24 protein-coding genes and 2 pseudogenes are annotated in these 25,237 nt (G+C 70.0%); 10 read left to right on the top strand and 16 right to left on the bottom strand.

All coding sequences use genetic code 11. The features are described from left to right. The 3 genes from ACWDYJ_RS09390 to ACWDYJ_RS09380 form a co-directional block, all read right to left on the bottom strand. A partial coding sequence (locus tag ACWDYJ_RS09390) for a hypothetical protein (protein ID WP_451564890.1) occupies positions 1-251 on the bottom strand: 251 nt, incomplete at its 3' end. 174 nt (positions 252-425) lie between these two features. Continuing rightward, positions 426-575 carry a hypothetical protein gene (locus tag ACWDYJ_RS09385; RefSeq protein WP_451564889.1) on the bottom strand — a complete coding sequence of 50 codons (150 nt, stop codon included), beginning with the start codon at positions 573-575 and terminating at the stop codon, positions 426-428. Between the two features lie 1,266 nt (positions 576-1,841). Beyond that, complete coding sequence (locus ACWDYJ_RS09380) at positions 1,842-2,852, bottom strand: polysaccharide deacetylase family protein (protein ID WP_451564888.1); 1,011 nt, start codon at positions 2,850-2,852, stop codon at positions 1,842-1,844. Between the two features lie 200 nt (positions 2,853-3,052). Between ACWDYJ_RS09380 and ACWDYJ_RS09375 the strand changes: the two genes are divergently transcribed. The 3 genes from ACWDYJ_RS09375 to ACWDYJ_RS09365 all read left to right on the top strand — a co-directional run bounded on the left by ACWDYJ_RS09375 (position 3,053) and on the right by ACWDYJ_RS09365 (position 7,492). After that, the gene (locus ACWDYJ_RS09375) at positions 3,053-4,681 is read left to right on the top strand and encodes a putative glycoside hydrolase (protein WP_451564887.1); all 1,629 of its coding nucleotides are present in this window, start codon (positions 3,053-3,055) and stop codon (positions 4,679-4,681) included. Between the two features lie 327 nt (positions 4,682-5,008). Further along, positions 5,009-6,148: a Kelch repeat-containing protein gene (locus ACWDYJ_RS09370; protein WP_451564886.1), complete on the top strand. Its 1,140-nt coding sequence runs from the start codon at positions 5,009-5,011 to the stop codon at positions 6,146-6,148. A 1,182-nt stretch (positions 6,149-7,330) separates the two neighbouring features. Continuing rightward, positions 7,331-7,492, top strand: a complete 162-nt coding sequence (locus tag ACWDYJ_RS09365) for a carbohydrate-binding protein (protein WP_451564885.1) — start codon at positions 7,331-7,333, stop codon at positions 7,490-7,492. A gap of 108 nt (positions 7,493-7,600) precedes the next feature. On the opposite strand, the pseudogene ACWDYJ_RS09360 reads toward ACWDYJ_RS09365, so the two are convergent. Further along, a pseudogene (locus ACWDYJ_RS09360) lies at positions 7,601-7,864 on the bottom strand (IS630 family transposase); the annotation flags it as partial. Between ACWDYJ_RS09360 and ACWDYJ_RS09355 the strand changes: the two are divergent. Further along, positions 7,865-8,437, top strand: a pseudogene (locus tag ACWDYJ_RS09355) (IS5 family transposase); the annotation flags it as partial. 18 nt (positions 8,438-8,455) lie between these two features. Here the strand turns inward: ACWDYJ_RS09355 and ACWDYJ_RS09350 are convergent. Further along, entirely contained in the window at positions 8,456-8,743 is a 288-nt protein-coding gene (locus tag ACWDYJ_RS09350; RefSeq protein WP_451564884.1) for an ankyrin repeat domain-containing protein, read from the bottom strand. Between the two features lie 180 nt (positions 8,744-8,923). Between ACWDYJ_RS09350 and ACWDYJ_RS09345 the strand changes: the two genes are divergently transcribed. The 3 genes from ACWDYJ_RS09345 (at position 8,924) to ACWDYJ_RS09335 (ending at position 10,796) form a co-directional block, all read left to right on the top strand. Beyond that, entirely contained in the window at positions 8,924-9,655 is a 732-nt protein-coding gene (locus ACWDYJ_RS09345) for an ISAs1 family transposase (protein WP_451564883.1), read from the top strand. A gap of 18 nt (positions 9,656-9,673) precedes the next feature. Beyond that, on the top strand, positions 9,674-10,153 hold the full coding sequence (locus ACWDYJ_RS09340; RefSeq protein WP_451564882.1) for a hypothetical protein: 480 nt from the start codon (positions 9,674-9,676) through the stop codon (positions 10,151-10,153). 448 nt (positions 10,154-10,601) lie between these two features. After that, complete coding sequence (locus ACWDYJ_RS09335; protein ID WP_451564881.1) at positions 10,602-10,796, top strand: hypothetical protein; 195 nt, start codon at positions 10,602-10,604, stop codon at positions 10,794-10,796. A gap of 194 nt (positions 10,797-10,990) precedes the next feature. On the opposite strand, the gene ACWDYJ_RS09330 is transcribed toward ACWDYJ_RS09335, so the two are convergent. The 3 genes from ACWDYJ_RS09330 to ACWDYJ_RS09320 all read right to left on the bottom strand — a co-directional run bounded on the left by ACWDYJ_RS09330 (position 10,991) and on the right by ACWDYJ_RS09320 (position 12,682). Next, positions 10,991-11,377 carry a hypothetical protein gene (locus ACWDYJ_RS09330; RefSeq protein WP_451564880.1) on the bottom strand — a complete coding sequence of 129 codons (387 nt, stop codon included), beginning with the start codon at positions 11,375-11,377 and terminating at the stop codon, positions 10,991-10,993. A gap of 257 nt (positions 11,378-11,634) precedes the next feature. Beyond that, on the bottom strand, positions 11,635-11,832 hold the full coding sequence (locus ACWDYJ_RS09325; protein WP_451564879.1) for a hypothetical protein: 198 nt from the start codon (positions 11,830-11,832) through the stop codon (positions 11,635-11,637). Positions 11,833-12,136: 304 nt separating this feature from the next. Beyond that, the gene (locus ACWDYJ_RS09320) at positions 12,137-12,682 is read right to left on the bottom strand and encodes a pyridoxamine 5'-phosphate oxidase family protein (RefSeq protein ID WP_451564878.1); all 546 of its coding nucleotides are present in this window, start codon (positions 12,680-12,682) and stop codon (positions 12,137-12,139) included. Here ACWDYJ_RS09320 and ACWDYJ_RS09315 point away from each other — a divergent pair. Continuing rightward, positions 12,681-12,980, top strand: coding sequence for a hypothetical protein (locus ACWDYJ_RS09315; protein WP_451564877.1), 300 nt, complete (start codon positions 12,681-12,683; stop codon positions 12,978-12,980). The two genes, ACWDYJ_RS09320 and ACWDYJ_RS09315, sit on opposite strands and share 2 nt — an antisense overlap. Before the next feature lie 321 nt (positions 12,981-13,301). Here ACWDYJ_RS09315 and ACWDYJ_RS09310 read toward each other — a convergent pair whose 3' ends face one another. Then, positions 13,302-14,240, bottom strand: a complete 939-nt coding sequence (locus tag ACWDYJ_RS09310; protein WP_451564876.1) for a sigma-70 family RNA polymerase sigma factor — start codon at positions 14,238-14,240, stop codon at positions 13,302-13,304. A 10-nt stretch (positions 14,241-14,250) separates the two neighbouring features. Next, the gene (locus tag ACWDYJ_RS09305; protein ID WP_451564875.1) at positions 14,251-15,447 is read right to left on the bottom strand and encodes an NAD(P)/FAD-dependent oxidoreductase; all 1,197 of its coding nucleotides are present in this window, start codon (positions 15,445-15,447) and stop codon (positions 14,251-14,253) included. Positions 15,448-15,903: 456 nt separating this feature from the next. Here ACWDYJ_RS09305 and ACWDYJ_RS09300 point away from each other — a divergent pair, with 456 nt between their 5' ends. Further along, positions 15,904-17,034, top strand: coding sequence for a PP2C family protein-serine/threonine phosphatase (locus tag ACWDYJ_RS09300; RefSeq protein WP_451564874.1), 1,131 nt, complete (start codon positions 15,904-15,906; stop codon positions 17,032-17,034). Positions 17,035-17,101: 67 nt separating this feature from the next. On the opposite strand, the gene ACWDYJ_RS09295 is transcribed toward ACWDYJ_RS09300, so the two are convergent. The 5 genes from ACWDYJ_RS09295 to ACWDYJ_RS09275 form a co-directional block, all read right to left on the bottom strand. Further along, positions 17,102-17,590 (bottom strand): hypothetical protein, encoded by a 489-nt coding sequence (locus ACWDYJ_RS09295; RefSeq protein ID WP_451564899.1) that lies wholly within the window; start codon positions 17,588-17,590, stop codon positions 17,102-17,104. A 248-nt stretch (positions 17,591-17,838) separates the two neighbouring features. Next, the gene (locus ACWDYJ_RS09290; RefSeq protein WP_451564873.1) at positions 17,839-19,353 is read right to left on the bottom strand and encodes a hypothetical protein; all 1,515 of its coding nucleotides are present in this window, start codon (positions 19,351-19,353) and stop codon (positions 17,839-17,841) included. A 57-nt stretch (positions 19,354-19,410) separates the two neighbouring features. Next, on the bottom strand, positions 19,411-20,394 hold the full coding sequence (locus ACWDYJ_RS09285) for a serine O-acetyltransferase (protein ID WP_451564872.1): 984 nt from the start codon (positions 20,392-20,394) through the stop codon (positions 19,411-19,413). 1,097 nt (positions 20,395-21,491) lie between these two features. After that, positions 21,492-21,665: a hypothetical protein gene (locus tag ACWDYJ_RS09280; protein ID WP_451564871.1), complete on the bottom strand. Its 174-nt coding sequence runs from the start codon at positions 21,663-21,665 to the stop codon at positions 21,492-21,494. Positions 21,666-21,692: 27 nt separating this feature from the next. Continuing rightward, a complete protein-coding gene (locus ACWDYJ_RS09275) occupies positions 21,693-22,049 on the bottom strand; it encodes a PRC-barrel domain-containing protein (protein WP_451564870.1) in 357 nt (118 codons plus the stop codon). 818 nt (positions 22,050-22,867) lie between these two features. On the opposite strand from ACWDYJ_RS09275, the gene ACWDYJ_RS09270 reads away from it, so the two are divergent. Beyond that, the gene (locus tag ACWDYJ_RS09270) at positions 22,868-23,098 is read left to right on the top strand and encodes a response regulator transcription factor (protein ID WP_451564869.1); all 231 of its coding nucleotides are present in this window, start codon (positions 22,868-22,870) and stop codon (positions 23,096-23,098) included. Positions 23,099-23,819: 721 nt separating this feature from the next. Here the strand turns inward: ACWDYJ_RS09270 and ACWDYJ_RS09265 are convergent. Further along, positions 23,820-24,719 (bottom strand): ATP-grasp domain-containing protein, encoded by a 900-nt coding sequence (locus tag ACWDYJ_RS09265; protein ID WP_451564868.1) that lies wholly within the window; start codon positions 24,717-24,719, stop codon positions 23,820-23,822. Positions 24,720-25,237: the final 518 nt, after the last annotated feature.

The following is a 25,237-nucleotide window of genomic DNA, read 5'->3' as shown; positions in this document are numbered from 1 at the left end:
ATACGACGGGTCGAGAAAAGCTCGAACATGGGAATTCTCCATTCGGAATCAAAAGGGTTTACAACCGCCCCGCGGAAACAGGCCGGGAACAATTCGTCGGCCTCGGATTCTCCGGAAGTTCCCCGGTGAGGACCTGCTTCAAATAAACCCTGAGAGAGAACACCCGTCACGCCACTCGAATACGTGGCTTGACGTCGAAAACCGATCTTGGTAAAAGGCTGCCGCCGTTGCCGGTGCAAGCCGTGCGGCATCCGGCGCAACCCTCCGGCGGCCACGTCTCCACCGGCCGCGACCAGCTCGGTCGGTACCGTTGCCGTCCGCCACGGATCTGTACCTGCGCGGAGTCGACCGCGTGGGAGCTGTCGCCGCGGTGAGCGGGGCGCCCCGGGGTCAGACGGCTGTGCGCCGGAGCGTGGTGCTGGGGGTCAGTCGAAGTCGAAGGTGGCGACGACGGGGGCGTGATCGGACTCGGGGAATTTGCTGTCGGTGGCGAAGGCGAGGGAGTCGTCGTGGAGGATCTCGCTGTGGATCTCTGAGCCGCGGTAGTGGGCCAGGAGATCGCGGGTAACGAGCATGCGGTCGATCATCTGGCCGCGGCCGCCGCCGCTCCGCGTTTCGCCTCGTACTGCGCCCGGAGCGCCGCGTCCCACCTGTGGCGTGGCGCCACCGATGATTCGCTCGAACCGGCGATACGACCACATCTGAGCTCGATCATGCTGTCGCCGACGACTTGAAACCGACGAGTTCGTCGAATCTTGGAGGACCCCGCCCGGGAACCGGCGGCAAACCTCCGTCCTCATCAGGCTGAGCGGGGCGCGTGCGTTCGCTCGGCAGAAACGGCCTAGCCGCCCGGCCATCGTGGCAAACGGCGGCCGGAGGGGTCGGCGCATGCGTCCGGTGAGTGCCCGGGCAACCCGCCCGCCCGCCCGCCCGCGCGTGCCGCCGGGGACCGCCCACCTCCACCGTGGGGATTTCGCGATGTGGACCTCGTCCCAGCGGTGAGGCCCTCAGCGGCCGGGACATCGGCGATGCGCGTGCGATCATCCTGCACCTGCCCCAGGAACTGGTCCCGCTCTGCCACGTGACAGGCTCAGCGAGCTCTTCGCCCGCGGGCTGTCGGCCCGGTCCGGGCATGGGTAGGGTCCTGGCGCGCTACCTGGAGTCCGTGGCGGAGGAAGCGGCGACCCTGGACGATGGCGCGGGGGCCCGGCTCGGCGCCACCAGTCTCGACCTGGCCAGCGGTTTCCTCGCCGAGCAGGTAGGAGTCCAAGAGCGGCTGCCGCCGGAAACGCGACAGCAGGTCCTCCTGGCCGCCATGGACACCTTCATCGAGGACGACCTCGCTGAACCGCACCTCACCCCCGAGGCCGTCGCGGCCCGCCACAACGTCTCGGTGAGGCATCTGCACCAGCTCTTCCGCAACCGGCCGGAGACCGTCTCGGCCGGGATCCGGCACCGGCGGCTGGAGCGGTGCCACCAAGATCTCGCGCCGCCGCACTTGAGCGCCGTGCCCGTGTACGCCATCGGCGCGCGCTGGGGCCTGACGAGCGCCGCCGGGTTCAGCCGATCCCTGGGCCACGTACGCAATGGCTCCCGGGGAACACAGGAGCCTCGCGTTGAGCGCCCGCGATCCGGGCACAGCGTCCGGGCGACCCTCGTCATGACCCTCGTCATGACGTGCCACGGGATCCCAGGTGCGCGAGGCAGCGACACGTGCCCCCGCAGCCCCCGCCGTGCACGTGATGACAAGAAGCACAGCGCTGTACGCCAACGACAGGGCCCCCTCCGCTGCCTGAGCCGGCCTCCCCGGCGACCGCCACGTACTGGTCTGCCTTCACAGCTCAGTACGGCCGAGCCCGCTTCGCGAAGGCCGGCGACAGCTCGTTCCGCGAGGCGCTCGGGAAGGCGACGGTGTTCGGGTCCCCGTCCGAGACGTACCGGTTCTTCCCGGCGGCGAGCTTGTCCAGCCAGCGCGACGAACCGAACTCGGCGTCCTCATCCCTGGGCCCCGCCGAGCGGATCCGAGGGATCGCGCCGGGCGTGAACGCCTTCGCGAACGGCGAGACCGAGGGGTTGGCCCCCACGAGGTACACCCCGTCGTAGCGGTAGCCCGTGCCCCGCGTGGCGACCCCGGCCGGCTGAGGCATGGCACCGAAGGGCAGGGCGAGCGAAGTGACCTTCGTCCCGGGCGCTGCCTTCTCGATCGCCTGCTGTCCGGCGTAGATCGCCCGCGTGGCGCCCGCCTGGTCCAGGGAGCGCAGGTTCTCGTGGCGGTCGGTGTGGTTGGCGACCTCGTGCCCGTGCTCCTTCAGCCAGGTCAGTGCCTTGGCGGACCCTGTCGCCGAGAAGGCGTCCGCGTTGACGAAGAAGGTCGCCACCGGCTTGAACTCCGGGTGCTTCTTCGCTGTCTCCGTCAGGATGGCGATGGCGGTGTCCGGCGCCGGGGTGCCGTCTGGGTTGAGGCGTACCTGACTGTTGGTCGAGTCGTCGAAGGTGAGGACCACCGGGTGCGTGCCGGCTGGGATGTCGATGCGGCCCGTCTGGAAGTCCCGGGCGGTAACCGGCACATACTTCTCCCGCGCGAGGCGGTCCAGCTCTGCCCGGAAATCGGCCGGAGTGCGGTCGTAGACGCTGGTCGGTTTCTCGGTGAGCTGGTGGTACATCAGCACCGGCACCTGGCCGAGTTCGTTGGCGCCGACCTCCGCCGGCGCTTTCGCGGCGACGGGGCTGACCGCCGCTGGTGAGGCGGCCGCATGGCGCTCCCCGCCGGCCGGTGACGGCCCCGTGGAACAGCCGGAGGCGAGCAGGGCGGCGCCGGCCAGGGCGCCGAGCGGGACGAGCGGGTGGCGCATGAGAAGTCCCTCCAAGGCGAACGTGTCCCGCCATACCTACCTCCGACGAGAGACCACCTACCGCACGGTCCCCTGCATGGCGCAGCCGCCACGCCGGGAACGAACGCGGCGTTCGTGTGAAATCCGGCAAAAACGTGGCGACTAGGACACGGTCGGGCAATGAATGGAGACAGCATCCGGCCCACGGCACGAAGGACGTCATGATGTCCCCCAAACGCATATCGCACTCGGCCCCCTCCCTCCGTCTCCGCCGCCCGGCCCGTCGGGGCGCCCTGATAGCGACGGCCGGAGCGCTCGCGCTGGCCGGAGCGGGCGTCGGAGCCTGGTCATTCCTCGCGCCGGCTCCGGGCATCCAGGGTCTGAGCGAGGGCGCCGTCCTCGACGGGCGCAAGGCCGCACAGGTCAGCGCCTACCTCGCCGCTGAGGAGGCCGGCGGCAGGGACAAGCTGCGCGCCACCCTGGACGGCACGGCGGTCCCCGTCACAGCGGAGGGCGCTCGCCTGAAACTCGCCCTCCCGCGCCTCACCGAGGGCCGGCACACCTTGGTGGTGACGGGCAACAGCAGCTTCCCCTTCGCCTCGTACCGCAAGGTCGTGGGCTTCAGTGTGGACGCCACCGCTCCCGAGCTGAAGGTGGCCGACCCCCAGATCAAGAACGTCGCCGCCCCCGTGACCATCACCGGCAATGCCTCCACCGACGCCGAGGTGACCGTCAACGGCAAGAAGGTCCCCGTGGACAAGGCCGGGGCCTTCAAGATCACGGTACCCAAGGGCACACCCGTCGCGACGGTCACCGCAGTGGACCGCGCCGGAAACACCACCACCAAGGACGTGTCCGCCCGGGGACGCCGCCCCATGATCCGTGCCGCGCACATCACCGCCATCGGATGGGGCGACAACACCCTGCGCGGCAACATCCTCGCCCTCGTGCGCAGCGGCAAGCTCAACGCCATCGAGCTGGACGTCAAGGACGAGGACGGCGAGGTCGGGTACGCATCCCAGGTACCCCTGGCCCGCCAGATCGGCGCGGCCAAGGGCTACTACGACGCCCGCAAGGCGATCGCCGAGATCCACGCCGCCGGCGCCCAGGTCATCGGCCGCATCGTGGCCTTCCGCGACCCCAAGCTCGCCTCGGCCGCCTGGAAGTCCGGCAAGCGCGACCAGCTCGTCCTGACCCCGGCCGGACAGCCCTACGACAGCGGCCACTACGGAGCCCTCTCCTTCACCAACTTCGCCAACCCCACGGTCCGCAAGTACAACCAGGACCTCGCCGTCGAAGCGGCCCGGCTCGGCTTCGACGACATCCTCTACGACTACGTGCGCCGCCCGGACGGCCCGCTGTCGCAGATGCGCTTCCCGGGCATCGGTACCGCCACGCCCGAGCAGTCCATCACCTCGTTCGTCGCCGACACCCGGACCGCGCTGCGTCCGCACGCCAAGTACCTCGGCGTCTCGGTCTTCGGTATCGCCGCCACCCGGCCCACCGAGATCGCGCAGGACATCGGGGCCCTGGTCAAAGTCACCGACTACATCGCACCGATGGTCTACCCGTCCCACTGGGGGCCGGGAGAGTACGGCGTCGCGCACCCCGACACCGCCCCGTATGCGATCGTGCAGCGTTCGCTCGCCGACTTCGCCCGCCAGGCGAAGGGCACCCAGACCGAAATCGTCCCGTGGCTCCAGGACTTCTCGATGGGCAGCACCTACGGGCCGACCGAGGTGGCCGAACAGATCAAGGCCGCGGCGGCCAACAAGATGAATTCCTTCATCCTGTGGAACGCCGGTGCCCGCTACCAGGGCGCGGCGCTCCAGCCGATCGCCACGCGCTGACGGGGCCGGCCGTGCGTGTCTGAGTGGCTGTCGGCCGTATGGGAGGCGGGGCGCCCGGCCCGCCTCCCAAGGGAGTTGCCGCGTCGGCGCGTGCGACGGCTGGCGGCAGCGGCCGTGCACGCTCCAGCCCGACCATCGCTACGGAGTCGCCGGACGGCTCAGTTCGACGGGTGTCGCGGGCAGGAAGCAGCCCGGCCGTCTGGGCACCAGGGGTGGCCGGCTCACATACCCGCCCGGCGGAGCCTGCCACCACGTACGGATTACAGCGTTTCCCCGACCGGGTCCGCCCAGATGTCCCGAGGTCGGACCGATGCCACAAATGGGCACATGAAGATCCCTCGCTGGCTGCTCGTCGCAGCCCTGGCACCCACGCTCGCCCTGACGACCACACTCGCGAACGCCCAGGGTGTCTGGCTGACCCTGCCCGGGCTGTCGACCCCGGCCAACGGCCTGGCGTCAACGACCGCACCCTGCCCCCAGGACATCAAGGGGTTGAAGGGGACCTGTGTGTACGCCTTCGGCGGCCAGAACGGCAGTTCCCCCACCCTGAACACGGCAGAGGCCTACAGCCCGGCCACGGACACCTGGAGCACGCTGCCCGCTCTGCCGACCGCCCGCTATGCGCTCGCGGGGGCGACCGCGCCCTGCCCCCAGGACGTGGAAGGGCTGAAGGGGACCTGCGTGTACGCCATCGGCGGCTTCACCGGCACTTCGTGGCCCGACAGCGCCTTCGACACGAGCACCGTGGAGGCCTACAGCCCAGCCACCAACACGTGGAAGACGCTGCCCGGGCTGCCCACCGCCCGCAGCCAGCTGGCGGCGAGCACCGCGCCCTGCCCCAAGGGCATCGAAAAGCTGAAGGGCACGTGCGTGTACGCCATCGGCGGCGCCTTCGGTGACACGGTGGAGGCCTACAGCCCCGCCACGAACACCTGGCAGGCGCTGCCCTCGCTGGGCACCGGCCGTGACGCCCCGGGGGCGGCGACCGCACCCTGTCCCAAGGGCGTCGAAGGGCTGAAGGGGACCTGCGTGTACGCGCTCGGTGGCTTCAACTTCACCGACGAAGTCCTCGCCACGGTGGAGGCGTACAGTCCCGCCACGAACAGCTGGCACACACTGCCCTCGAAGGACACCCCTGCCGTCGCCCTCGGGGGTGCGGCCGCACCCTGTCCCAAGGACGTCGAAGGGCTGAAGGGGACGTGCGTGTACGCGCTCGGCGGCTTCAACTTCACCGACGGAGCACTGGACACGGTGGAGGCGTACAGTCCCGCCACTAACGTGTGGAAGGCACTGCCCGGTCTGCCCACTGCCCGCTTCGAGCTCGCGGGGGCGACCGCGCCCTGCCCCAAGGAGACCCGAGGACTGCAGAAGACTTGCGTCTATGCGCTCGGCGGCGCGCGCGACGACGCGTTCAACGCCCTGACCACCGTGGAAGCATTCGCCGTCGAGGACGGACACCGGTCGTAGCTGAACCGGCTCAGCATGCGCAGCGGGGTGGGCGGCCCGGCTCGCCCCGTCCTACAGCCAATCCGTCCCTGCTCCTTCGGCGGCAGCTGCGTGACCGGGCGACGGCGCTCCAGGTGGCTGGCGCAGCGCTCGCGTGTTTCAGGACGCCGGAACGTCCCGCCAACAGTCCTGCCGCTTTGCAGACGCAGTCCACGCCGAGGCCGGCGTACGTCACCCCGTACCGGACCACCCCCGACGAGCCGTCGACGGTGCCCCGCACACGCGACCGGCCAGGACAACTCCACCCAGAGCCCGCCCGCCCCCGACCTCACCCGCTCCGCACCGGGACATCGCCCAACACCGCCAACGGCGCCGACCCCGGCACGGTCAGCCCGCTTCACCGTCATCCCACCGGCCCCTCCCCCAGCTCAGCCAAACGCATCCGCGTCGATGTCCTCGGCCCAGCCGGACGGGCGGTCCATCCCGGTCGCGTCGTCCGCCAGGAGCAGCACCGGGTCGTCCACCCGGACGGGGGGTACGCGTACGCCCACCGGAACCGGACACGACCACCGTGGCCGCAGAGAGGCAGGCCGGTGGGCACGCCGATCTTGTCGTTGGCCAGCAGCCAGTCGACCACCGCACGCCGGTCCGACTCCGGACGCACCTCCGTGCCGCCCACCGGGTTCGGGACGTCCGCGTGACGTCGGCGCCAGTTCACGACTGCGGCTCGGCCCACCCCGGCCATCCGCCCGACCTCCGTCAGCCCCACCATGTCCGGTCCGTGGCGAGGGGGGCCAGCGCGGCGAGCGGGGAACGGCGGCCCGGCCCCGTCCGACCTGGTCGAAGTCCATCCCGCGAACGCCGAGCCGCACCGCGGCCTGATCCGGACCGAGTAGCACCTGCCGGCCGAGCAGGGCCGCCAGATCCCCCGGCAGCCACCGGCGGGGCCTCAAGTACCTCGGAAAGGATCACCTCGCGGCGGGTGTCACACCCCGTCCCAGAGGTTGAGGCCCCGGTTCCAGTGCCTGTACAGGCTCCGCGTGTAGCCCCCGCGCCGCTCGTCGGCGACCGGGATGGTGCTGGGCATCGTGCTCTCGCGGGCCCCGCTGCGGGCCGGCAGGATCGGGCGCCCTGCCCTGGTCGGAAGGGTGCGATGCTTCAGGCAGGCCGGCAGTGAGCCGGCTTGATGAAAGGTGACGTCACATGGCAGCAGGATTTTCTGAATGGAAAGTAAATCGACAGTATTCGGAGAACGAGCGTGTCGTTCATTCTGGTAAGCAGTACCGGTGCCTGGTAACGCACAAATCCAATTCCGCAAGCAATCCGACAACGACCGTCAAGATGTGGCAGCCCTACACCGGTTAATCGGCCTGCATTTCACCGTGCCGCAAACGCCCGAGCCGCGCTACGCACATCGTCCCAGCTCGAGGGCGCTGGGCAAGCCAGTGGGACCCTGGGCAAGCTAGTGCCGCATCAGGCAACGTTCGCCCTGTCGACCACGGCTCGTAGCCGGTGATCGTCAGCGTGACGGTTTCGCCAGATGATGTAGCGGCGGATCGTGCTGGCCTGCTCCTTGTGGCTGGTGTGGTCGGTGCCGTCGGGGGTGAAGTGGCGCAGGGCGGTGAACTGGGCCTCGATGCGGTTCGGCCACGAGCTATTGGTAGGCGTGTAGGCGAACGCGACGTTGCTGGCCGCGGCCCAGTCGCCGGCCCTGCTGCCCTTCTTCGTCGTCAGGTGACGAGGGCCAGGGTGTGGGCCGAGCTCCACCGCCTGGTCCTCGACGAGCCCGGCTCCCGCAGCGAGTTGGACTGGTCCCGCTGCGCGATCGACTCGGTGAACATGCGAGCCTTGAGAAGGGCGATCTGACGGGTCCGAATCCTGTAGACCGGGGCAAGTACGGCTCGAAGATCCACTTGATTACCGAGCGAACCGGTCTGCCCCTGTCCGTTGGAATCTCCGCAGCGAACATCCACGACAGCCAGGCCCTGATGCCCATGGTGAAGGGCATACCGCCGATCCGCTCACGCCGAGGACCCCGACGGCGCAGGCCGGGCAAGCTCCATGGCGATAAGGGCTACGACTACTCCCACCTGCGGCGATGGTTACGTGAGCGTGGCATCACCCACCGCACTGCCCGAAGAGGTATCGAGACCTCCCAGCGACCGGCATCGCTGGACCATCGAACGCACCATCTCATGGCTCGCCAGCTGCCGACGTCTGCACCGACGCTATGAACGCAAGGCCGAGCACTTTCTGGCTTTCGCGGCCATTGCCTGCACCTTCATATGCCTGCGCCGTCTTGTCAGCTGATGTGCCGATGCAGCAGCTCTATCGCCATGGTGTGGTCGTATTGCTCGGCCACGTCCATGGGTTCTGACCATCAGGGTCCTGGAGCTGCGGGTCGGCGCCGAAGGCCAGCAGGATGGCAGTGGTGTGCACGGTCAGCGGGCATCGGCTCTGCAGGGTGCTGTCTCCCTCGACGTCAATGGCGTGCGTCAGGAGCGTCGAGTTGCCTTGCACCGCGTTGGGATCAGTCCCGGTGGCCAGCAGGCGGGCCAATGTCTCGGCGTCCTCGTGCTCCACCGCAAAATGGGCAGGCGTCCAGTAGTCGTTCACGGGGCCATTCAACCGGCCCAGCCCATCCGCCAACGGGCTTCCACACTGTCCGAACCACCAATTGAGATGACGTCTTGATGCGGATCCGAGGTGGGGGACTCGCCTGGGGGTGGAACGGAGGCAGTCACGGCTTCCAGTGATCATGAGGTGTCGAGTCCCTGATCACCACAACGTGAGACAGTGACTGCCCGCTCATCTCCGCCTGTCCCCGGCGGTCCGGGCCAGCTCGCCGACGCGCCACCGGCCTCACGGCGAACTCCCCGGCTTGCTGACCTGCCCGGCCGCTGTGCCGACCCCCGTCGGCGCAAGGGCCGCCGCCACCCGCTCGCCTTCGTCCTGGCCCTGGCCGCGGGCGCGGTCTTGGCCGGCGCGAAGTCCCTGGCCGCGATCTCGGAGTGGACCGCCGACCCCCCGCCCGCTGCGCTGACCGCCCTCGGCGGCCCATGCCGGGACCCACGGCACGGACCGGCTGCCCCGGCCGAAGCCACCGTGCGCCGTGTTCTCCAGCGCATCGACGGCCACGCACTGGACGCGGCCGTGGGCACCTGGCTCGCACGGCGCGACCGCACCGCCGCCGGGCCGGATACGCACGGCGAATGGCCACGGCCCACGCCGGCCGTGGACGGCAAGACCGTGCGCGGCGCTCGCCGTTCCGACGGCACGCAGGTCCATCCCCTGTCCGCGATGAGCGAGGGCGGCCTCGTCCTCGCCCAGCGGGAAGTGGATGCGAAGACCAACGAGATCACCGCCTTCCGGCCCCTGCTCGCCCCGCTGGACCTGGCCGGCCGGGTGGTCACCTTCGACGCCATGCGCAGCCAGATCTCCCACGCCCGCTTCCTGGTCGAGGACAAGCACGCCCACTACATCGCGCTGATCAAGGGCAACCACCCCCCACCCTGCACCAGTGGCTGAAGTCGCTGCCGTGGCGGGATGTGCCGCTGGGCGACAAGACCCGGGCCACCGCCCACGGCCGCGACGATCCGCCGGCTCAAGACCGCCACCGTCAGCAGGATCACCTTCCCGCACGCGGCGCAGGTCGTGCAGATCGTGCGCCGCCGCCGGATCGTCACCACCGGCAGGATGCCCCCGGAACGCGTTTACGCCGTCACCGACCTGACGGCCCAGCAGGCCAACCCGGCCGAGATCGCACAGCATGTCGCGACGACTGGGGCATCGAAAACAAGGTCCACCACGTCAGGGACACCGACACCGCCTACGACGAGGACGGCCTCCCGAGTGCGTACCGGCACCGCGCCTCGCGCCATGGCCACCCTGCGCGACCTGGCCATCGGCGCCCTCCGGCTCGCCGGTCACGCCAACATCGCCGCGGACACCCGCCACCGCGCCCGCGACACCACCCGCCCGCTCGCCACCCTCGGCATCACGCGACCAAACGGACACATCGCCTGAACGACGCCGCCCTGCTCAGCGTCCGCGAAAGCCGTCTCCTCTGCGGTCTCGCGGACTGCCGCCTCGGCGGCGGATTGAGGTGTCCGCACCCGAGCTTGCGGCTGAGTTGGGTGCGCTGAGGTCGCTGTCCACCAACTTCCACGTCTGGTGGAGCTGAGTGCCGGCGTCAAGAGGTCGGTGCCGCCCGGCGCAGCACGGGCATGACTCGATCCCGTCGGCCAGGAGGCGGCGGGCCTAGCCCCAGCTGACCGGCTTGCCTTTGCCCTGCGGACAGTCGCCGCGGTGAACGCGGAACGGCTGCGGCCCGAGCCCCGTGCGGATGAAAGTGAGCTGCTGTGCAGGTCGTATTGTCGATCCGCAACAGGGATGCAGTCGGACATCCCCGGTGGGACATCTCTTCCGGGCCTGAAAGGGCCGCCGGGACCGTACGAATCAGAGGTGGGAAGACATGACCGTTCTGGTGGTGCTCGGCGTCTTGGCGCTTGCCGTCGGCGGGTGCGTATGTGTGGTGTGGGCGGAACGCGGCGGGCCCCACTGGGTCCGCGTGGTGGCAACCGTGACGCTCACCGCGGGCAAACTGCTGCGCCGCTCCGGGAAGAACAAGCGCCGGAGCTTGAACGGGAGCACCGACAATGGCGACTAGGCCAGAAGTCCTTTGTCAGCTGGTCTTGTCACGTTTGGTGTGCGGCAGTTCGCCGCTTGTATGAGGTCTACTGTCCGCGCCGCCTGTTCCGATCAGGCGGTACGGGCGACGACCCAGCTGGGGAACGAAGAGCGAAACCGAGGGTTCCAACCGCTCTTCTGTGACGGCTGCGTCATTCCGAGCCAGCGAAGGGGTCAGGCGGTGAGAGTGACGCAGGGGAGGCCCACGCTCGCGCCCCCGCGGAAGCCTTCCGCGCAGAGCCGGGTGCCCGCGGGGAAGTGTCGTTGCGGGTACGCCTGGTCCCGGTAGGTCCTGAACTTGGCGACGTCCTCGGCCTTGGTGTTGGCGCTCCAGCCATCCGTGGTCCACACCCGGGCACTGATGCGGTTCGGCTGGTTGGTGTTGGTGACCGACACCTCCACCCGGCCGAGGTAGGTGCCCGTGTCGTAGGTCTCGATGCAGACCGAGTGGTTGCACCACTTGCCGGCAGCCGCCGCGGGCGGGCCTGCGGCGATGACACAGCCGAGAGCCGCAGCGACCGCTCCGATTCCCGAGGCGATCTTCTTGGTGATGTCGTGCATGGCAAGCGACCTCTCTTCTTGGACCCGCGACGAGGCATGGATCCCGGCGGCACATGCGTGCCCGGCGGGGCCACACAGATCGCGTCGTCATATATGTGTGGCCCCGAACAGACCAACGCCAGGCTGTCGTCCATGCCCATGAGCACGGTCACCGCGGTGGCCTGCCGTTCGCGGAGTTGGTCCTGCCATCGCGAGTCCAGTGGCGAGGGCCTCGTCCTTCTCGGATCAGTGCGGCGCAGGGCTGTAACCGAGCCGCTTCAGTCCCGGCTGTACCCGTCGCCGAAGTTCAGCGTGTGCTCCAGCACGTCCTCCAGCGGGTCGTCGATCTGCCCGGTGTTGATCAACGCGACCACTGGCGCGTTGTGCGAGTCACGGTGATCCTCGTCTGCTGCGGCCGTACCGGCAGCGAGGATGGTGAAGGCGGCTGCGAGCGCGCCAGCGATGATCTTCTTCATGTCCCGAGCAACGACACCGGACTTCACAGGATGCGGTCATCACGCCACACGGGCCCCGAAGGGTTAACGGAGCTCGGTACGTTCAGCCCACGTGGCGGGCCCCCGCGCGGGCGAAAGCCGGCAGACGGCGGTCGGTGAATTCAGCGTCCCCCGGGCCTCCTCACGGTCACCCCCTTCCCGCGGCTGATTCGACGGCCGCACCGCAGGCATCAAGGACGGCGTACGCGGGGGTGCACCGTCTCCAGCTCAATGACAGAGCCGCGGGGCAACGGGCCCGGCCGGCGGCTTCTTGTGCGCAGGCCGGCTAGAAGGTGTAGCGGGTGTGGCTGAACACCTGGCCGTCGTGCCCGAAGCCGTACGCCGTGCCGGGTGCCACCGCAAACAGCAGGTCGTTGCCCTTGCGGATGCTGTCGCAGAAGCCGTAGAACGTCCCCTCCGGCGAGGTGATGTGGTCCCCGTACTGCGCCTCGAACGCGGCGATGACCTCGTCCTGCCGCGCCGGATCCGTCACCCGCTCCGCCGTGCCCTCGATCACGATGTCGAAGCCTTCGGAGAGTGAGTTGTGCCCTGTGGTGAGGGCGCAGTGGGCATTGGCGGCCAGGTTCTTCGCCTTCTGCTCGCCCGGCCCGGTGCTGAAGTGCAGCGCCCCGTCGTGCCAGGCGGCGATCAGCGGCGTGACGTGCAGCCGGCCGTCCGGCCGGACCGTGGTGATCCAGAAGACCTCGGCGGCCCGCAGCTGGCGCTCGGCCTCGGCCCAGTCGGTGGCGGTGACGTTCTCGGCGCCGGGGCGCGGGTTGAGTGCGGAGCTGTAGCGGGCGTCGAGCTCGGTCTTGGGCTGCTTCGGCGTCATGCGGAACTCCTTTCCCTCTTCCTGTAACGAAGGCTACGCAGCCCGGCCCGGCGGCGCTCAGGCCCGGCTTCTGGCAGAGATCAATGAGCACGAGGAACAGCACAAGCAGGACCGTCTGCTCGCCAAATACCGCAACTACCAGCAAGGAACCATACCGCCCGGCCCCGCCGCCCGCGCTCTCATCGAGATCTTCGCGAGTGTCGACGGATGCCTCACCGCCGCGTCTGACGGCGGCGACGACCAGATCCGCTCCGGCCGTCTGGGGCAGCGACCAGGAAGTGCGGGCCCGGGTCGGTGAACCAGCAACCAAGCACTCGGTTCCGCCAAGAGAGCGCTCATCCGCCACCTACGGCGCACAGTCACACCCGTGATCGCATCCCCACCTGTGACTTCGAGCGATAGGTGGCCAGGGGCGCTCGAAGCCGCCCCTGGTCAGCCCTCCGTGACGATTCGTAGTGGGCCACTATGTCGACCGCTAGTCGGCCATCGGGGATCCGAACCACATGGCCGAGTCCGATGCGGGAGACCGACGTGCTTCGGCCCCGTGCAGCTGCGCAGCGCGGGCCGAAGGGGTGCCGTCCTCGTTCCGACTCAGGTCACTGGACTCCGGTGGCTCTGGTCACCATGCGGCGATGACCGGCGCGTCGGGTTCGTGCTGCCGCCAGGCCTCGTTGAGGCGCGCGAGCCGGTCCGCGGCGGCGATGCCGCGCAGGGACGCGACCTTGCCGTCGCTGACTTCGAACGCCACGGCGCCCACGACCCGGTCGTCGACCACGGCGAGGACGGCCGGGGAGCCGTTGACCAGCGCGATGTGGAACACGGGCGAACCGCCGGCCAGCCGCCGCTTCGTCGGCGTTGGCTTGAAGCCGGCCCGCACGTAGGAGGCGACCCGCTCGGGCGTCTTGTACCGCAGCAGCCGCTTGGCCAGTCCGGCGCCGTCCGAGACCGCCGTCACGTCGGCGGTGAGCAGCGCCACCAGCCGTTCGGTACGCCCCGACGTGGCGGCGGCGAGGAACTCCTCGACGACCCGGCGGGCGGACGCGGGGTCCACCTCACCGCCGCCGCGGCGCTCGGCAGCGACCCGGCGTCGGGCCCGGTGGACATGCTGCTGGCTCGCGGACTCGGTGATGTCGAGGATCCCGGCGATCTCGGCGTGGCTGTACGAGAAGGCCTCACGCAGGACGTATACGGCCCGCTCGACCGGCGAGAGACGCTCCAAGAGGGTCAGTACGGCCAAGGACACCGATTCGCGCTGCTCGAAGGTGTCGGCCGGGTCGAGCATCGGGTCGCCCTCGAGGAGGGGCTCGGGCAGCCAGGCACCGGCCGCTCGCTCGTGGCGCGCCTGCGCCGAGCGGAGCCGGTCGAGGCAGAGATTGGTGACGACCTTGGTCAGCCACGCTTCCGGCACCTCGACCCGTTCGCGGTCTGCGGCCTGCCAGCGCAGGAACGTGTCCTGCACGGCGTCCTCGGCGTCGGCTGCCGAACCGAGCAGACGGTACGCGAGCGAGGCCAGCCGGCCCCGGCTGGCCTCGAACCGATCGATGGCTGCGCTGTCCATGCGGAGCAGCCTATGCGGCGACCCTCACACCGGCCCGGTCAGGTGCGGTGGCCAGGCGGCGCTTGCGCTTCGGCATGCCGAAGGTCGGGTGGGCGATGCCCCACCCGGCCCCCTTGAGCACGCCCGACTTGAGCCGCGCGGCGGCCCGGCCGCCCAGGTACCAGGACTTCGGCCGGACGTCCCCGTCCACCATCTGGAAGATCGCGTCCCGCCGCCCGAGGCTGATGTGGTTGCCGTAGTACTTCAGCCCGGTGGTCGGGACCTCGCTGCCCGTCAGGCGCGCGATGATCGCGGCGGTCGCCTGCATGTTGGTGAAGCCTGCCGAGGCGCAGGACATCGGCAGGGGTCGGCCGTTCTCGCCGATCGCGTAGGCGCAGTCACCGGCGGCGTAGACATCCGGGTGCGAGACCGAGCGCATGGTGCGGTCGACGACGATCTGGCCGGTCTCGGCGACCTCCAGGCCGCCGGCGGCCGCGATGGGGTGCACGGCGAACCCGGCCGACCACACGGTCACGTCGGCGGGGATGGACGGCCCGGCGACACCGCCGGCGATCGCCCGTGTCGGCTCGACGGCTTCGATGCGGGTGTGCTCGTGGACGGTGATGCCGAGCCGGTCGAAGGCCTGGCGCAGGTGACGGCGCGCCTTCGGGGCGAGCCAGGCGCCCAGCTCGCCGCGGGCGGCGAGCGCGACGGAGAGGTCGGGCCGGGACTCGGCGAACTCGGTGGCGGTCTCGATGCCGGTCAGCCCCTCACCGACGACCAGTACGGTGCCGCCCTCGCCCAGGCCGGCCAGGCGCTCGCGCAGACGCAGCGCCGAGGACAGGCCGGTCACATCGAAGGCGTACTCGGCCACGCCGGGGACGCCATGGTGGGCTACGGAGCTGCCGAGCGCGTAGAGAAGCGTGTCGTACGCGAGCTCGCCGTCGCCGTCCTCGCCGGTCACGGCGACGGTCCTGCGCTCGGGGTCGACGCCGGTGACGCGCGCCAGGCGCAGCCGCACACCGGTGCCCGCGAATACGTCGGCGAGCTTGCGGAACGCGAGGTCCTGGCCGATCGCGAGCTGGTGGAGCCGCATCCGCTCAACGAAGTCGGGCGCGGCGTTGACGACGGTGATCTCGGTGTCGGCCGGGGAGAGCCGGCGGGCCAGGTTTCCGGCGGCGAAGGCCCCGGCGTATCCGGCGCCGAGTACGACGATGCGGTGCTTCATGGCGTTGCTCCTGTCTCGTTCGCGTGCCCCTTGAACGAGACGGCGCCCCGATTGCTGACAGGAGCCGGGTGTGACGCGGGTCACCGAACCGAGACGAGCGGCCGAGCCTCCGACAGACGCTTTGGCCCGTCTTGGGCAGTCGAAACAACTTCGACACCAGGCCGCTGGGACAGCCACGCGGTCCATGTCCCGCACTCCGGACATACCGCGCCTGGCACGGTGCACGGCACGGCAACACGCACTATCACGCTATCGCGATGTTCACGTCCACCGACAGCACCGTGGCCGCACCACAGAAGTTGAGCCAGAACCCGTTCTCATGGACACAGCCAGCGCGCAGGAGCGCCGCTGGTCACGGGCTTCCGGGAGGCCGTAGCAGCTTCCGCGAGGCAGGCTGTTCCCATGAGGTCCCATCCTCGCTCACCTGTCCGACAGGGAGCGTCCTCTCGACCAGAAGTGGGCGGTCACGGCGAGGTCCTGTTCACGCTGGCGCAGTGTGCGCCCTTCGCGATCGCGCTGAGCGTGCTGGGCATCGAGCTCTCGCCCGCACACGACCTGGTCACCGGTCCCGTCCTCACCACGACGCCGGCGCTGGCCGCGCTGACGATGGGCCCGATGGGCACGCTGTCGGCGGCAGCCCTCGCTGTGGGTGTGAACGTGACCTCCGCGACCTACAACCAGTCGTGGGGAACCCAGACCCAGCTGATCATCGGCAACTTCCTGGGGCTGATCGTGGTGTCTGTGGCCAGTGTCATCCTGAGCAACGCGGTGCGCACGCGCCGGCAGAGCGAGCTCGACCAGGTCCGCCGGATCGCCGTGGCGGCTCAGGAGGTCGTCCTGCGGCCTGTCCCCGAGCGCCTGGGACCGGTACGGGCGGCCAGCCTGTGCCTCGCGGCCGGGACAGGGGCGCAGGTGGGCGGCGATCTGTACGAGGCCGTCCAGACGCGCTACGGCGTCCGCCTGATCGTGGGGGACGTCCGGGGGAAAGGGCTGTCCGCCATACGCGCGGTCGCGGTGGCATTGGGCGCGTTCCGGGAGGCCGTTCACTACGAGGACGATGTGCAGGAGGTCATGAACCATTGCGCGGCCGCGCTGCGGCGAGAGGCCGCCGTACCGGGTACCTACTCTCAGGCAGACCTTCCCGAAGTCCTCATGGAGGGATTCACCACCGCGCTCATCGCCCAGGTGCCGGACGAACACGTGGTGCACCTGGTCAACCGCGGTCACCCGCCTCCGCTGCTGCTGCACCAGGGCAAGGTTCAGGCCCTGGTGCCCGCCTCGCCACTGCCACCGCTCGGCCTCGAAGACCTCGTCGACGGCCCTCCTGCCAAGCCCGAGAGCTACCCGTTCCTGCCCGGTGACCGGCTGCTGCTCTACACCGACGGCGTGATCGAAGCCCGCAACCGTGACAACGACTTCCTCCCGCTGCCGGAGACCATGGAGCGGATACCCGCCGACACCTCCCCGCAGGAGTTCCTGGACGAACTGCACAAGGCATTGATCCGCCACACCGAGGGCCGCTTGACGGACGACGTGGCGATGATCCTCATCGACCGGCTCGCACCGGTCCTGAAGGTCGGACTGTGACAGGGCGAGCCGTGCGGCCGTCACGAGTCGGCAGTGGGTTCTGGCGGTGACGAGCAGGGCGGGGCGCTCAGTCGTCGGCGATCTGCAGGGCCAGCGCGAAGTGCTCACCGTCCGTTCCCGCGAGCAGGCTGTCGAACAGTGGGGTAAGCCCGTTCACGGCGCCGCATCCGGCATCGTGGTTGGTCCACCAGCTGGCCTCCGGTCCGAGCAGGGACACCACACGGTCCGCCGCGCGCTCGGCGGCCTCGATGGGCAGGTGCCGGTGGCTCGGCCAGACCAGGTCGACGGCCGCGACCCCTGCCAGGAACGCGGCAGCCTCGTGCGTTTCCACCGGTTCCAGTGCGGCGCAGATCTGCGGGGCGGACGGCGGGGCGTACCCGGGCAGGAAGCGCCGCCAGGCCTCGTCCACCGCGACCTCGGCCAGCAGCGTGCGGATCTGGGCCGCCAGCTCTGGCAGGTCGGGGTCCGGCTCGGTGAACCGCCCGGTCGCCACGTACACCCGCACCGGCGTGGACAGCTCTGCCATGCCGGCTTCCAGCTCGGTCAGGATCCCCATGGACGTCACAGCGGTATTCTGCCGGACGCCCCCGCTCGCTCCTCTCTGGGCCGCGCGCAGCCGAGTGGCGACGCCCGGTGCTCTCGCTGTGCTCGCCGCCGACGAGGACGGCACAGTCCGCTGGAACGCCATGCTCAACCCGCGTAGCGGCGAAGCCCTCCTGCGCGCGCTCGCGCAGCGGGAACGGGCCGAGGCGGGACCCGGTACTTCACAGGCGGTCTGTCCAGCCCGTGACGAACCGCCATGACTCATCGCGGTGTGCCGGGAGGTGTGGGGGGAAGGGTGTTCAGCAGGGTGGTGAAGTGTTGTCGGAGGTGGTCGCAGTCCTGCGGTGAGTGGCCGATGACGGTGGCTCCGATTTTGCCGTGAGGCTCAAGGGCGGTCCAGAAGTGGGGGATGACGCCGCGGGCCTGCTGCTGGTCGAAGGTGAGGCCGGGGCGGGTGGCCAGTGCCCGGATCACGGCTTGGGGGGTGAGGCCCTGGTAGGCCGGGTCGATGATGGCGTCGGTGCCGGTGTAGTGGATGTCAGTGCCGTGGTGGGTGAGGCGGCCGTCCTCGCGCCAGGTTCCCGGGACCAGGGCGCGGACGGTGCGGTGGGGATGCGTGGTGCCGGTCTGGCGGAGGTTCAGCTCTGTCGCACTCGCCTCCCACCGGCCGTCAGGGCTTTGACGGGTGATGAAGTCGATGCCGACGTGACCGCGGATGCCGAGGCGGCCGAGTTCTTTGGCGGCGGTGAGGGACATGTCGCTGATGGCGGCGCGGTAGGCGGGATCGGCGGGGAAGCGGCAGCCGAGGTACTGCAGGTCCTCCCCCAGGATCTGCTCGTGCGTACCCAGCAGTTCGGTGGTGAAGCCGCCGTCGGGGTTGCCTCGGATGTGCAGCAGGGTGCTGGGTGAGCGTTTCAGCCCGCCGCAGGGGGTGGAGAGGTACTTCTCGACGATGGCGCCGTTGGCGGCCACCCCGGCGAGGAACTCGGTGCGGGAGATGTTCGCGGTCAGCGGTGTCAGGTTGTCCAAGGCGTTCAGTACCGCGGCGTAGCGGGTGTCGGTGAGGGTGACGGAGGCGATGCCGTGTCCGGAACCGTATCCGTCGTCGATCTTCACCAGCCAGCGTCCTGGGCCATGGGTGCGGGCGAGAGCGGCCGCGTGCTGTGCCAGGGCGGGCAACCCCCGGACGGGGTCGTAGCTGCCGGCGGCATGCGGCAGCCGGGCGGCGCGGAACACGGTGCGGCTGCCGGACTTCGAACCCCACCGCAGTGTGTTGCTGGGACTCTCGCCCACCTGAAGGCCCAGCCACGCGGCGATCTCGTCGATGCGGGGGCTTGACTGGTAGCAGGACAGCGGTTCGACTACCTGGCCGCGCGCCCGGGCCCGTGCGATCAGCAGCCTTGTTCGCTCCAGGAGTTCAGGCCGCTCAAGAAGTTTCTCGCTCAGGTGCCGCTCGCTGCTGTCCGGAAGCCCGATCAGGGCGTGCCGAAGCAGCCGGTCGCCCACGGTGCCGGTGGGGACGAGGGAGAGCAGGTAGCGCTCCACCGCGGCCGGCACCGGGGGTGCCTGGAACATCAGTACCGCCAGGTCCTCCTCACACCCCACACTCAGCGACTCCCACAGCCCCCGCACACACGAAAGCCACCGGCCCAGCCCCTGCGCCATCTCCAGCTCGGCGAACTCCTGGGACGGGCAGCAGACACGAAGCCTCAGGTCCGGCCGGCCACTGAGGTAGGCCTCGAACCGGTCGAGACGCCGACTGATCTCACCACTCATCGAAACCACCTCCACGCGAGCGGGTCCGGCAGCACGGATGACCGGTCATGCGCCGCTTTACGGAACCAGCAAGACCCGGGTCCGCGATGGCTCGCCGCCGACAGCGCGCAGCAGCGAGGGCATCGGCCTGATCAGGCTGACGACGTCGCGGTCCCGCAGCAGCCCCAACTCGTGACCCGGGCTCGCGGGACGGGGCGCGCACCGGATCTCACCGTCACCGGCCGTGACCACCGTCAAGAACGCCTGCGGCACGCCTGCCTCGTCCACGACCGCGGGCCGCAGCCCCATGAGCCCGGACCCGGTGATCACCACCAGCCCCTCCACACACGCCACACCGTCCACGGTCGGCGCGTGAGCGCGGCAACTCACCTGGATGGTGGAGATGACCCGCACCCGCGATCCGGCCGGGACGTCGCAGGTGATCCGCGCCCCCGGGTCGATCAGGCAGTCGTCCCCCACCGTGACCGGCCCGAACACATGCACATCCCCGCCGATTTGCACCCGGTGCCCGATCCGCGGATGCCGGCGAGGCTGAACACCGCCCGGCGCCCTGGCGACGATGTCGCGGGCCCCCAGGACAACACTCTCCACGAAGTAGCAGTCGTCCCCGATCACGGACTCCTCCCCGATCACGGTCCCCAACCCGTGATCGACGACGAACCGCCGCCCGATGACGGCCCCCGGGTGGATCTCGACCCCCGTAGCCAGCCGGAAACGCTCGGAGATGCAGCGCGCCCGCACGGCCAGTTCCCCCGACAGCCCACGCGAGGCGTCCAGCGCCCACACAGCGTGGGCCAGCCTGTAGGCCATCACGGCTCTGAAGGCGAGGTAGCTGGAGTAGATGTAGGCCTCCTCGCCGCGCGCAGCGGCGTCTCGTTGCGCGAACGCGGCCAGATCCTCGGAGACTTGCGCACTGATGCGGCCCAGAAGCGGCCGCATGACCCCCTCCGGTACGACCAGGTCATGGGGCCCGCCGGCGTGCTGCCAGACTCCCGACAGGTCCCGGGCGATCGTTCGAAGAGTGATCTCTCTACGCGACACGGCCATCCTCCTGTCGTGCATGGAGAACCTGCAAGGTGTGGCCAGGCGATTTTTCAAGTCTCCCCCAGCCCCTGGTCGACCCCCACCAGATATCCGCCAATCGGGTGACACGGGTGGGTATCACCGCTGTTCAGAGCCCCGCGCGATCGCTTCGATACCCGCTGTGACCGCCGGTCGCCATGACCTTGGTGATGGATGCTGTGCCGCCGTCGATGCGGCCGCTGTTGCCGGTGCCCCATCGGGCGGCTGCCCGGGTTCGCGGAACCCCCGCGCGCACGCAGGGCCCCGCGCCCCGGCGAGCGCGCAGGGCGCGGCCACGCTCTGGACGCGGCGTGGCTGTGTCTGTTCCGCCCAGGTCCGGGTGAACCGTTCGTGGACGGGGTCCGGGATCGGTGTGGCGTCGTATGCCGGGGCGGAGGGCGCAGGGCGGGGGCCTTCGTCCGTGAGCCGGTCGATCAGGGTGCGGGCGCCGATCGCGGCCGGGTCGCCGATCGGGCGTTCGGTGAGCGCCCAGGCGGCGGCGGTTGCGGCGGCCCGCAGCCCGTCGGCGTCCAGGGGGGCGGGGCGCGGCCGGTGAGCAGGGCCGCGGCCCAGATCTCGGGCAGGCCGCGGTCTGCGGCGAGGGCTGCGGCGTGGCTGCCGTCGTTGGCCGTTCGCCGGAGGGGTGGTGGCGTAAACCCTGTCTGGCGCGGGAGCGACCAAGCCTTATCAGGGGGCGCAGGCCGCCCCCGCGCTGCGATCAGGTGGCCGACAGGTCAGCCGACGGCCACGGCGAGGCCTGCCCGCCGCTCCCCGCCCGGGGCGCAGCGTACGGGCGCTCGGACCATGACGAGCGGCAGTGGCTCCGGACGGGCGGGAGGTGCCCCAGGGCTCGGCGCCCGGGGCCCGGGGTGGCTCCAATCCTCCCGGACAGCACCGACGCCTCCGTGGTCGCGGCCGCCGAGCGGGTCAGCCGCTCCTGCGAACACACGGCTCCCGCCCCGAACGTCCGCCGGCTTTGCCCCTGCGAGGAGTGCAGGGCGGAACGCACCTCGGCCTGGACTCATCCACTGCACACGGCCGCGAACGAGCGGACGCATGCCGCGTCCCGAGAGGTCTCAGCGGAGCGTGCGGTGGTGGCGGCCGGAGCGCCGCAGGTGCACGACCAGGTGGATGAGGGCGGCGGCGAAGACCGCGATACCGATGATGAGCAGGTAGAGAAGTCCCTCGGCGGCGACGCCGATGATGCCCAACACGATGGCCACGATGACGAGGATCAGGAAGAGCGTCATGACACAAGGCACCTTCTGACGGGTGGGTCAGCGGCGGGCGAGCTGCCGCTCGCCGTTCGCGCCGGGCTGGTAGGGCAGGCCGTAGTGCGCGAAGACCGCGGCCTCGTCCTCGGCGGGCAGGACATCGTCCGTGCCGATCGCCGGCGACTTCTTCACCAGCGACTTGTCGTAGTCCACCTTGACGTAGCCAGGCCCCACGATCGCGCCGTTCAGCGGGACGAAGACCAGGTGGTGGCGGGTGGGCAGTCCGACCTGAACGGTGGCCATGGCCGGCTGGTCCGTGCTGGTGTCCACGTAGACGGCCTCCAGCACTCCGATCTTGTGGCCTGCGGAGTCGACGACGTCGTGAGTGCGCCACTCTCGGATATCCGCGATCTGGATCATCCCGAGTCCCTTTCCCGCAGCGGTGTGCCGGTAGGTGTCGTACTTATCAGCCTGCCCCGCAAAGCCCGCCCCCACCAGCCTGGACACCCGCAGCGGCGCGCGGCAGGGCGGGGTGCACTGGGCCTGGCCGCCGTACGGCGAGCCGCCCGGGCCAGGGGCGGGGCTGCGGGCATTCTGGGCGGCTGTTCAGCTTCCCGAGGCGCGGCTCAGCTGAGTGTGGGGGTCCCGGGCTGTCGCTGCCGGGGACCACGCCACATCCGCCGCGGGTGTGTGTCTGCGCTTCCGGAACGCTCACCGCAGGCACAACGGGTGGCCGCGCAGGCGGGCGCGGGGCGCGACAGAGCACGGCAGCGTGGCTGACCCCCGTGCCAGACCCCGCACCACCACCACCCGCATCGATCACGCTGCTCCTCCCCGACGGGGAGGAGCAGCCTCGCGTGCGACAGACGGCCATGGGCGGCGGTGCGGAGCCGGTCGAGCACAGCACGTGGGTGACCGCCGCCCGGCTCCGACCACGGCGGGCACCGGGTGCGACGCCGCCGAGGTACTTCTGCCGATCCTCCCGCCACGGCCAGAACGACGTGCCCAGCTCCGACGACGGAGTGGCCCTGGCCCTGCCGGACGGTCGTGCTCAGACGGTTACCGAGCGCACCGTGGCGCGCGTTCACACGTGCCTTGTCACACGCCTGTGACAGTCGGCGGACACTCTCGCGAAGTCACCCGAACAAGCTCTTAACAAGAGACAAAACGGGCATTCAGCCCGCTGCTTCCGAGGACGCGAGCAGTGATGACCCAGCCGATCCGGCGGAGGAAATCCCATGAGCCTCACCCTCACCATGCCGCACACCCAGGCCCCCGCAGCCGCGCTGGCCCCCCGCGAGCAGGAAGCGCTGCGACACATCGCCGCAGGCCGCACCTACCTGCAGACGGCCCGCCACATGGGACTCTCCAAGCACACCGTGGACGCCTACCTCCGCCGCATCCGCGCCAAGCTGAACGCCCACAGCACCGCCGAGCTGACCCGCCTGGCCATCGCCCTCGGGCTGTGACACTCGGCCACCCACCCATTGCATCCTGTCACCACGCCCGCCGGCCGCCTTACCGGCGGACCACAAGCACCCGCCCGCGCCCCCTCCCGGCTCAATACCCGGACAGCACCGCCGTCCCCCCGCCCGCCGCGAGCGGCCCACCGACCGAGCCACGTCCTTGCAGTGGATTCCACCTCCCGGGTGCCACTCCATCGCGGGCGCAGCGCTGCCGCGCTCCAGGAACCGGGACGCCGGGACGATGCCGCCGCAGTCATGCCTCGGGCACCGGCACTCCTCGACCAGACGGGAGTACACCACCCCCGTGCCGAACAACCCCCGACGGGGAGTCGGCGGTACCCTGCGCCGGGCCGGCCAGGACAGCTCCACCCAGCACCGGCCCGCCGCCGCAGCGGCCCGGCCGTTTAGATGTCATCGAGGGCGAACCGTCGATCGTCGTGGTGTAGGTGGCGATGCCGCCCGGCACGCAGGCGGCGCCGAACTCGACCAGATTGCTCGTGGTCCGGCCGTGCGCGCGGTGCCCTCGCTGAAGGGGCCGCTGGAGACCCGGCCACCCTCGAAGCCGTAGGACTGCGATTCACCACGAAACGACATCTGATCGATGGCGTAGCCCGGGCCGAAGGGCCCGGGGCGGGCGTCTCCTGACCCTGTGCTGACAGCGTGACTCCAGTGGAGTTGGCTCGACGCAGCTGTACAGCGATCTCGGTGATTTCCCGCTGGTTGGTCACCTCTCTGCCACCCGGGCCGCGCATGCTTCGATGATCGCCGGCGTTACCTGCGGGAGGTCCTTCGAGCCGGGGCCTGTGTTGACTTCGCAGATGGTGAAGGTGCCATCGGGTTCGAAGAGGAGGTCGACGCCGGCCAGGTCTGCTCCTACTGCGACGGCGGCCCGGCATGCGAGCCGCTCCCCTGCGGGAAAGCGCCCCAGGCACGGCTCGGACGTGCCGCCGAGCGCCACGTTGGATTTGAAGCCCTTGATGCTGGACCGGACCTTCGCGGCCACCGCGCGGCCGTCGACGACGACCACGCGCAGGTCGCAGCCTGGGCGGAACCCGTGGTAGCGCTGCAGCACGTAGGGAACATCGTCCCGGAGACTGCCGTGGAGATCCTCGAGTATCTCCCGGGTCGCCCGGAAGACACGGCTCCCGCCTCTGCCGCGCACCGCCTTGACCACACACGGGTCAGGAATACCTGTGTTGAAGAGATTCGGCAGGGCGGCATGGACAGAGCCGTAGGTGTCCGGGACCGGAAGCCCGGCCAGTGACAGCAACCGGAGCTGGCGGAACTTGTTCTCGCAGTTGAGACGGGCCTCAACTGAGTTGAAGACGACACTCCCCATGGCCTCGAGATGTGACACCAGCGAAAGCCCGCAGTCCGTGTCCGCATCAACGCGCGGATAGACCACCGTGGGGGCCTGTAGCGGGCGGCCTTCGAGGTCGCGGAGGACGAGCCGACCGCCGTGGACACCCATGACCAGATGGTCGTACATCACGACGGCCTCCGGGCCGAACGCGTCGCGGAAGGCAGCGACGTCCTCTTCCGGATAGCCGAGATTGTGCTGCCTCGGGCCGAGGAGCAGCCACATGTCAGGGCGGGCGCCCTGGTTCTCCATGCTGTTCACCACGCCCATCGCCCCTCGATCGCGAGTCCGGATCCCGAGTCTTCCGCAGTTCTCACCAGCACACGTACATTCGGGGCACACCTCTGGGCCTGATTCACACCGGTCGGCCAGGCTCCTGGCCCGGAGTGACGCCGGTCAACTCGGATCCGCGGCACTGATCGACGGAGGCCTATCCCCCACAGCGTCTTACCCACCAGCCGTCGTCGGGCGAGGCGAACGGGTCGGGCCGGGTTTGGGCTATATACCGGTCGTCGAGCGGTTTCACCAATCCCGCGCGAAGGGACGGACCTTCTCGGTGCTGAGCCGTGCGCGGTCGTCTGCCGGTAAGACTTTCTGGAGGGCCACGGGTGTTGTGCCGATGCGTAGGCTGTGACCTTCTTTCTCCTTGGCCCCGGCCGCAGACCCGATGTTGTCGCTGAGCAGTCCGGACCCGGTGGGGTGCCCGCAGCAGGCAAGCGCTCCAGGTGGCGTTGGGGGGTGTTGTGCGGCTCCGTTGTCACTGCTACGGCCGTGGTGCTGAC

Source organism: Streptomyces sp. NPDC003042 (genome assembly GCF_053591315.1).
This window is presented reverse-complemented; position numbering and strand designations above follow the sequence as displayed.

Coding starts and splice junctions, on each gene's coding strand:
- ACWDYJ_RS09305 (WP_451564875.1), bottom strand. CDS start 15,447: ATGAAGCACCGCATCGTCGTACTCGGCGCCGGATACGCCGGGGCCTTC.
- ACWDYJ_RS09325 (WP_451564879.1), bottom strand. CDS start 11,832: ATGAAGAAGATCATCGCTGGCGCGCTCGCAGCCGCCTTCACCATCCTC.
- ACWDYJ_RS09385 (WP_451564889.1), bottom strand. CDS start 575: ATGCTCGTTACCCGCGATCTCCTGGCCCACTACCGCGGCTCAGAGATC.
- ACWDYJ_RS09295 (WP_451564899.1), bottom strand. CDS start 17,590: ATGGGGATCCTGACCGAGCTGGAAGCCGGCATGGCAGAGCTGTCCACG.
- ACWDYJ_RS09275 (WP_451564870.1), bottom strand. CDS start 22,049: ATGATCCAGATCGCGGATATCCGAGAGTGGCGCACTCACGACGTCGTC.
- ACWDYJ_RS09310 (WP_451564876.1), bottom strand. CDS start 14,240: ATGGACAGCGCAGCCATCGATCGGTTCGAGGCCAGCCGGGGCCGGCTG.
- ACWDYJ_RS09280 (WP_451564871.1), bottom strand. CDS start 21,665: ATGACGCTCTTCCTGATCCTCGTCATCGTGGCCATCGTGTTGGGCATC.
- ACWDYJ_RS09365 (WP_451564885.1), top strand. CDS start 7,331: ATGGCAGCAGGATTTTCTGAATGGAAAGTAAATCGACAGTATTCGGAG.
- ACWDYJ_RS09335 (WP_451564881.1), top strand. CDS start 10,602: ATGACCGTTCTGGTGGTGCTCGGCGTCTTGGCGCTTGCCGTCGGCGGG.
- ACWDYJ_RS09370 (WP_451564886.1), top strand. CDS start 5,009: ATGAAGATCCCTCGCTGGCTGCTCGTCGCAGCCCTGGCACCCACGCTC.
- ACWDYJ_RS09290 (WP_451564873.1), bottom strand. CDS start 19,353: ATGAGTGGTGAGATCAGTCGGCGTCTCGACCGGTTCGAGGCCTACCTC.
- ACWDYJ_RS09270 (WP_451564869.1), top strand. CDS start 22,868: ATGAGCCTCACCCTCACCATGCCGCACACCCAGGCCCCCGCAGCCGCG.
- ACWDYJ_RS09380 (WP_451564888.1), bottom strand. CDS start 2,852: ATGCGCCACCCGCTCGTCCCGCTCGGCGCCCTGGCCGGCGCCGCCCTG.
- ACWDYJ_RS09330 (WP_451564880.1), bottom strand. CDS start 11,377: ATGCACGACATCACCAAGAAGATCGCCTCGGGAATCGGAGCGGTCGCT.
- ACWDYJ_RS09340 (WP_451564882.1), top strand. CDS start 9,674: ATGTGCCGCTGGGCGACAAGACCCGGGCCACCGCCCACGGCCGCGACG.
- ACWDYJ_RS09315 (WP_451564877.1), top strand. CDS start 12,681: ATGCGGAACTCCTTTCCCTCTTCCTGTAACGAAGGCTACGCAGCCCGG.
- ACWDYJ_RS09375 (WP_451564887.1), top strand. CDS start 3,053: ATGATGTCCCCCAAACGCATATCGCACTCGGCCCCCTCCCTCCGTCTC.
- ACWDYJ_RS09320 (WP_451564878.1), bottom strand. CDS start 12,682: ATGACGCCGAAGCAGCCCAAGACCGAGCTCGACGCCCGCTACAGCTCC.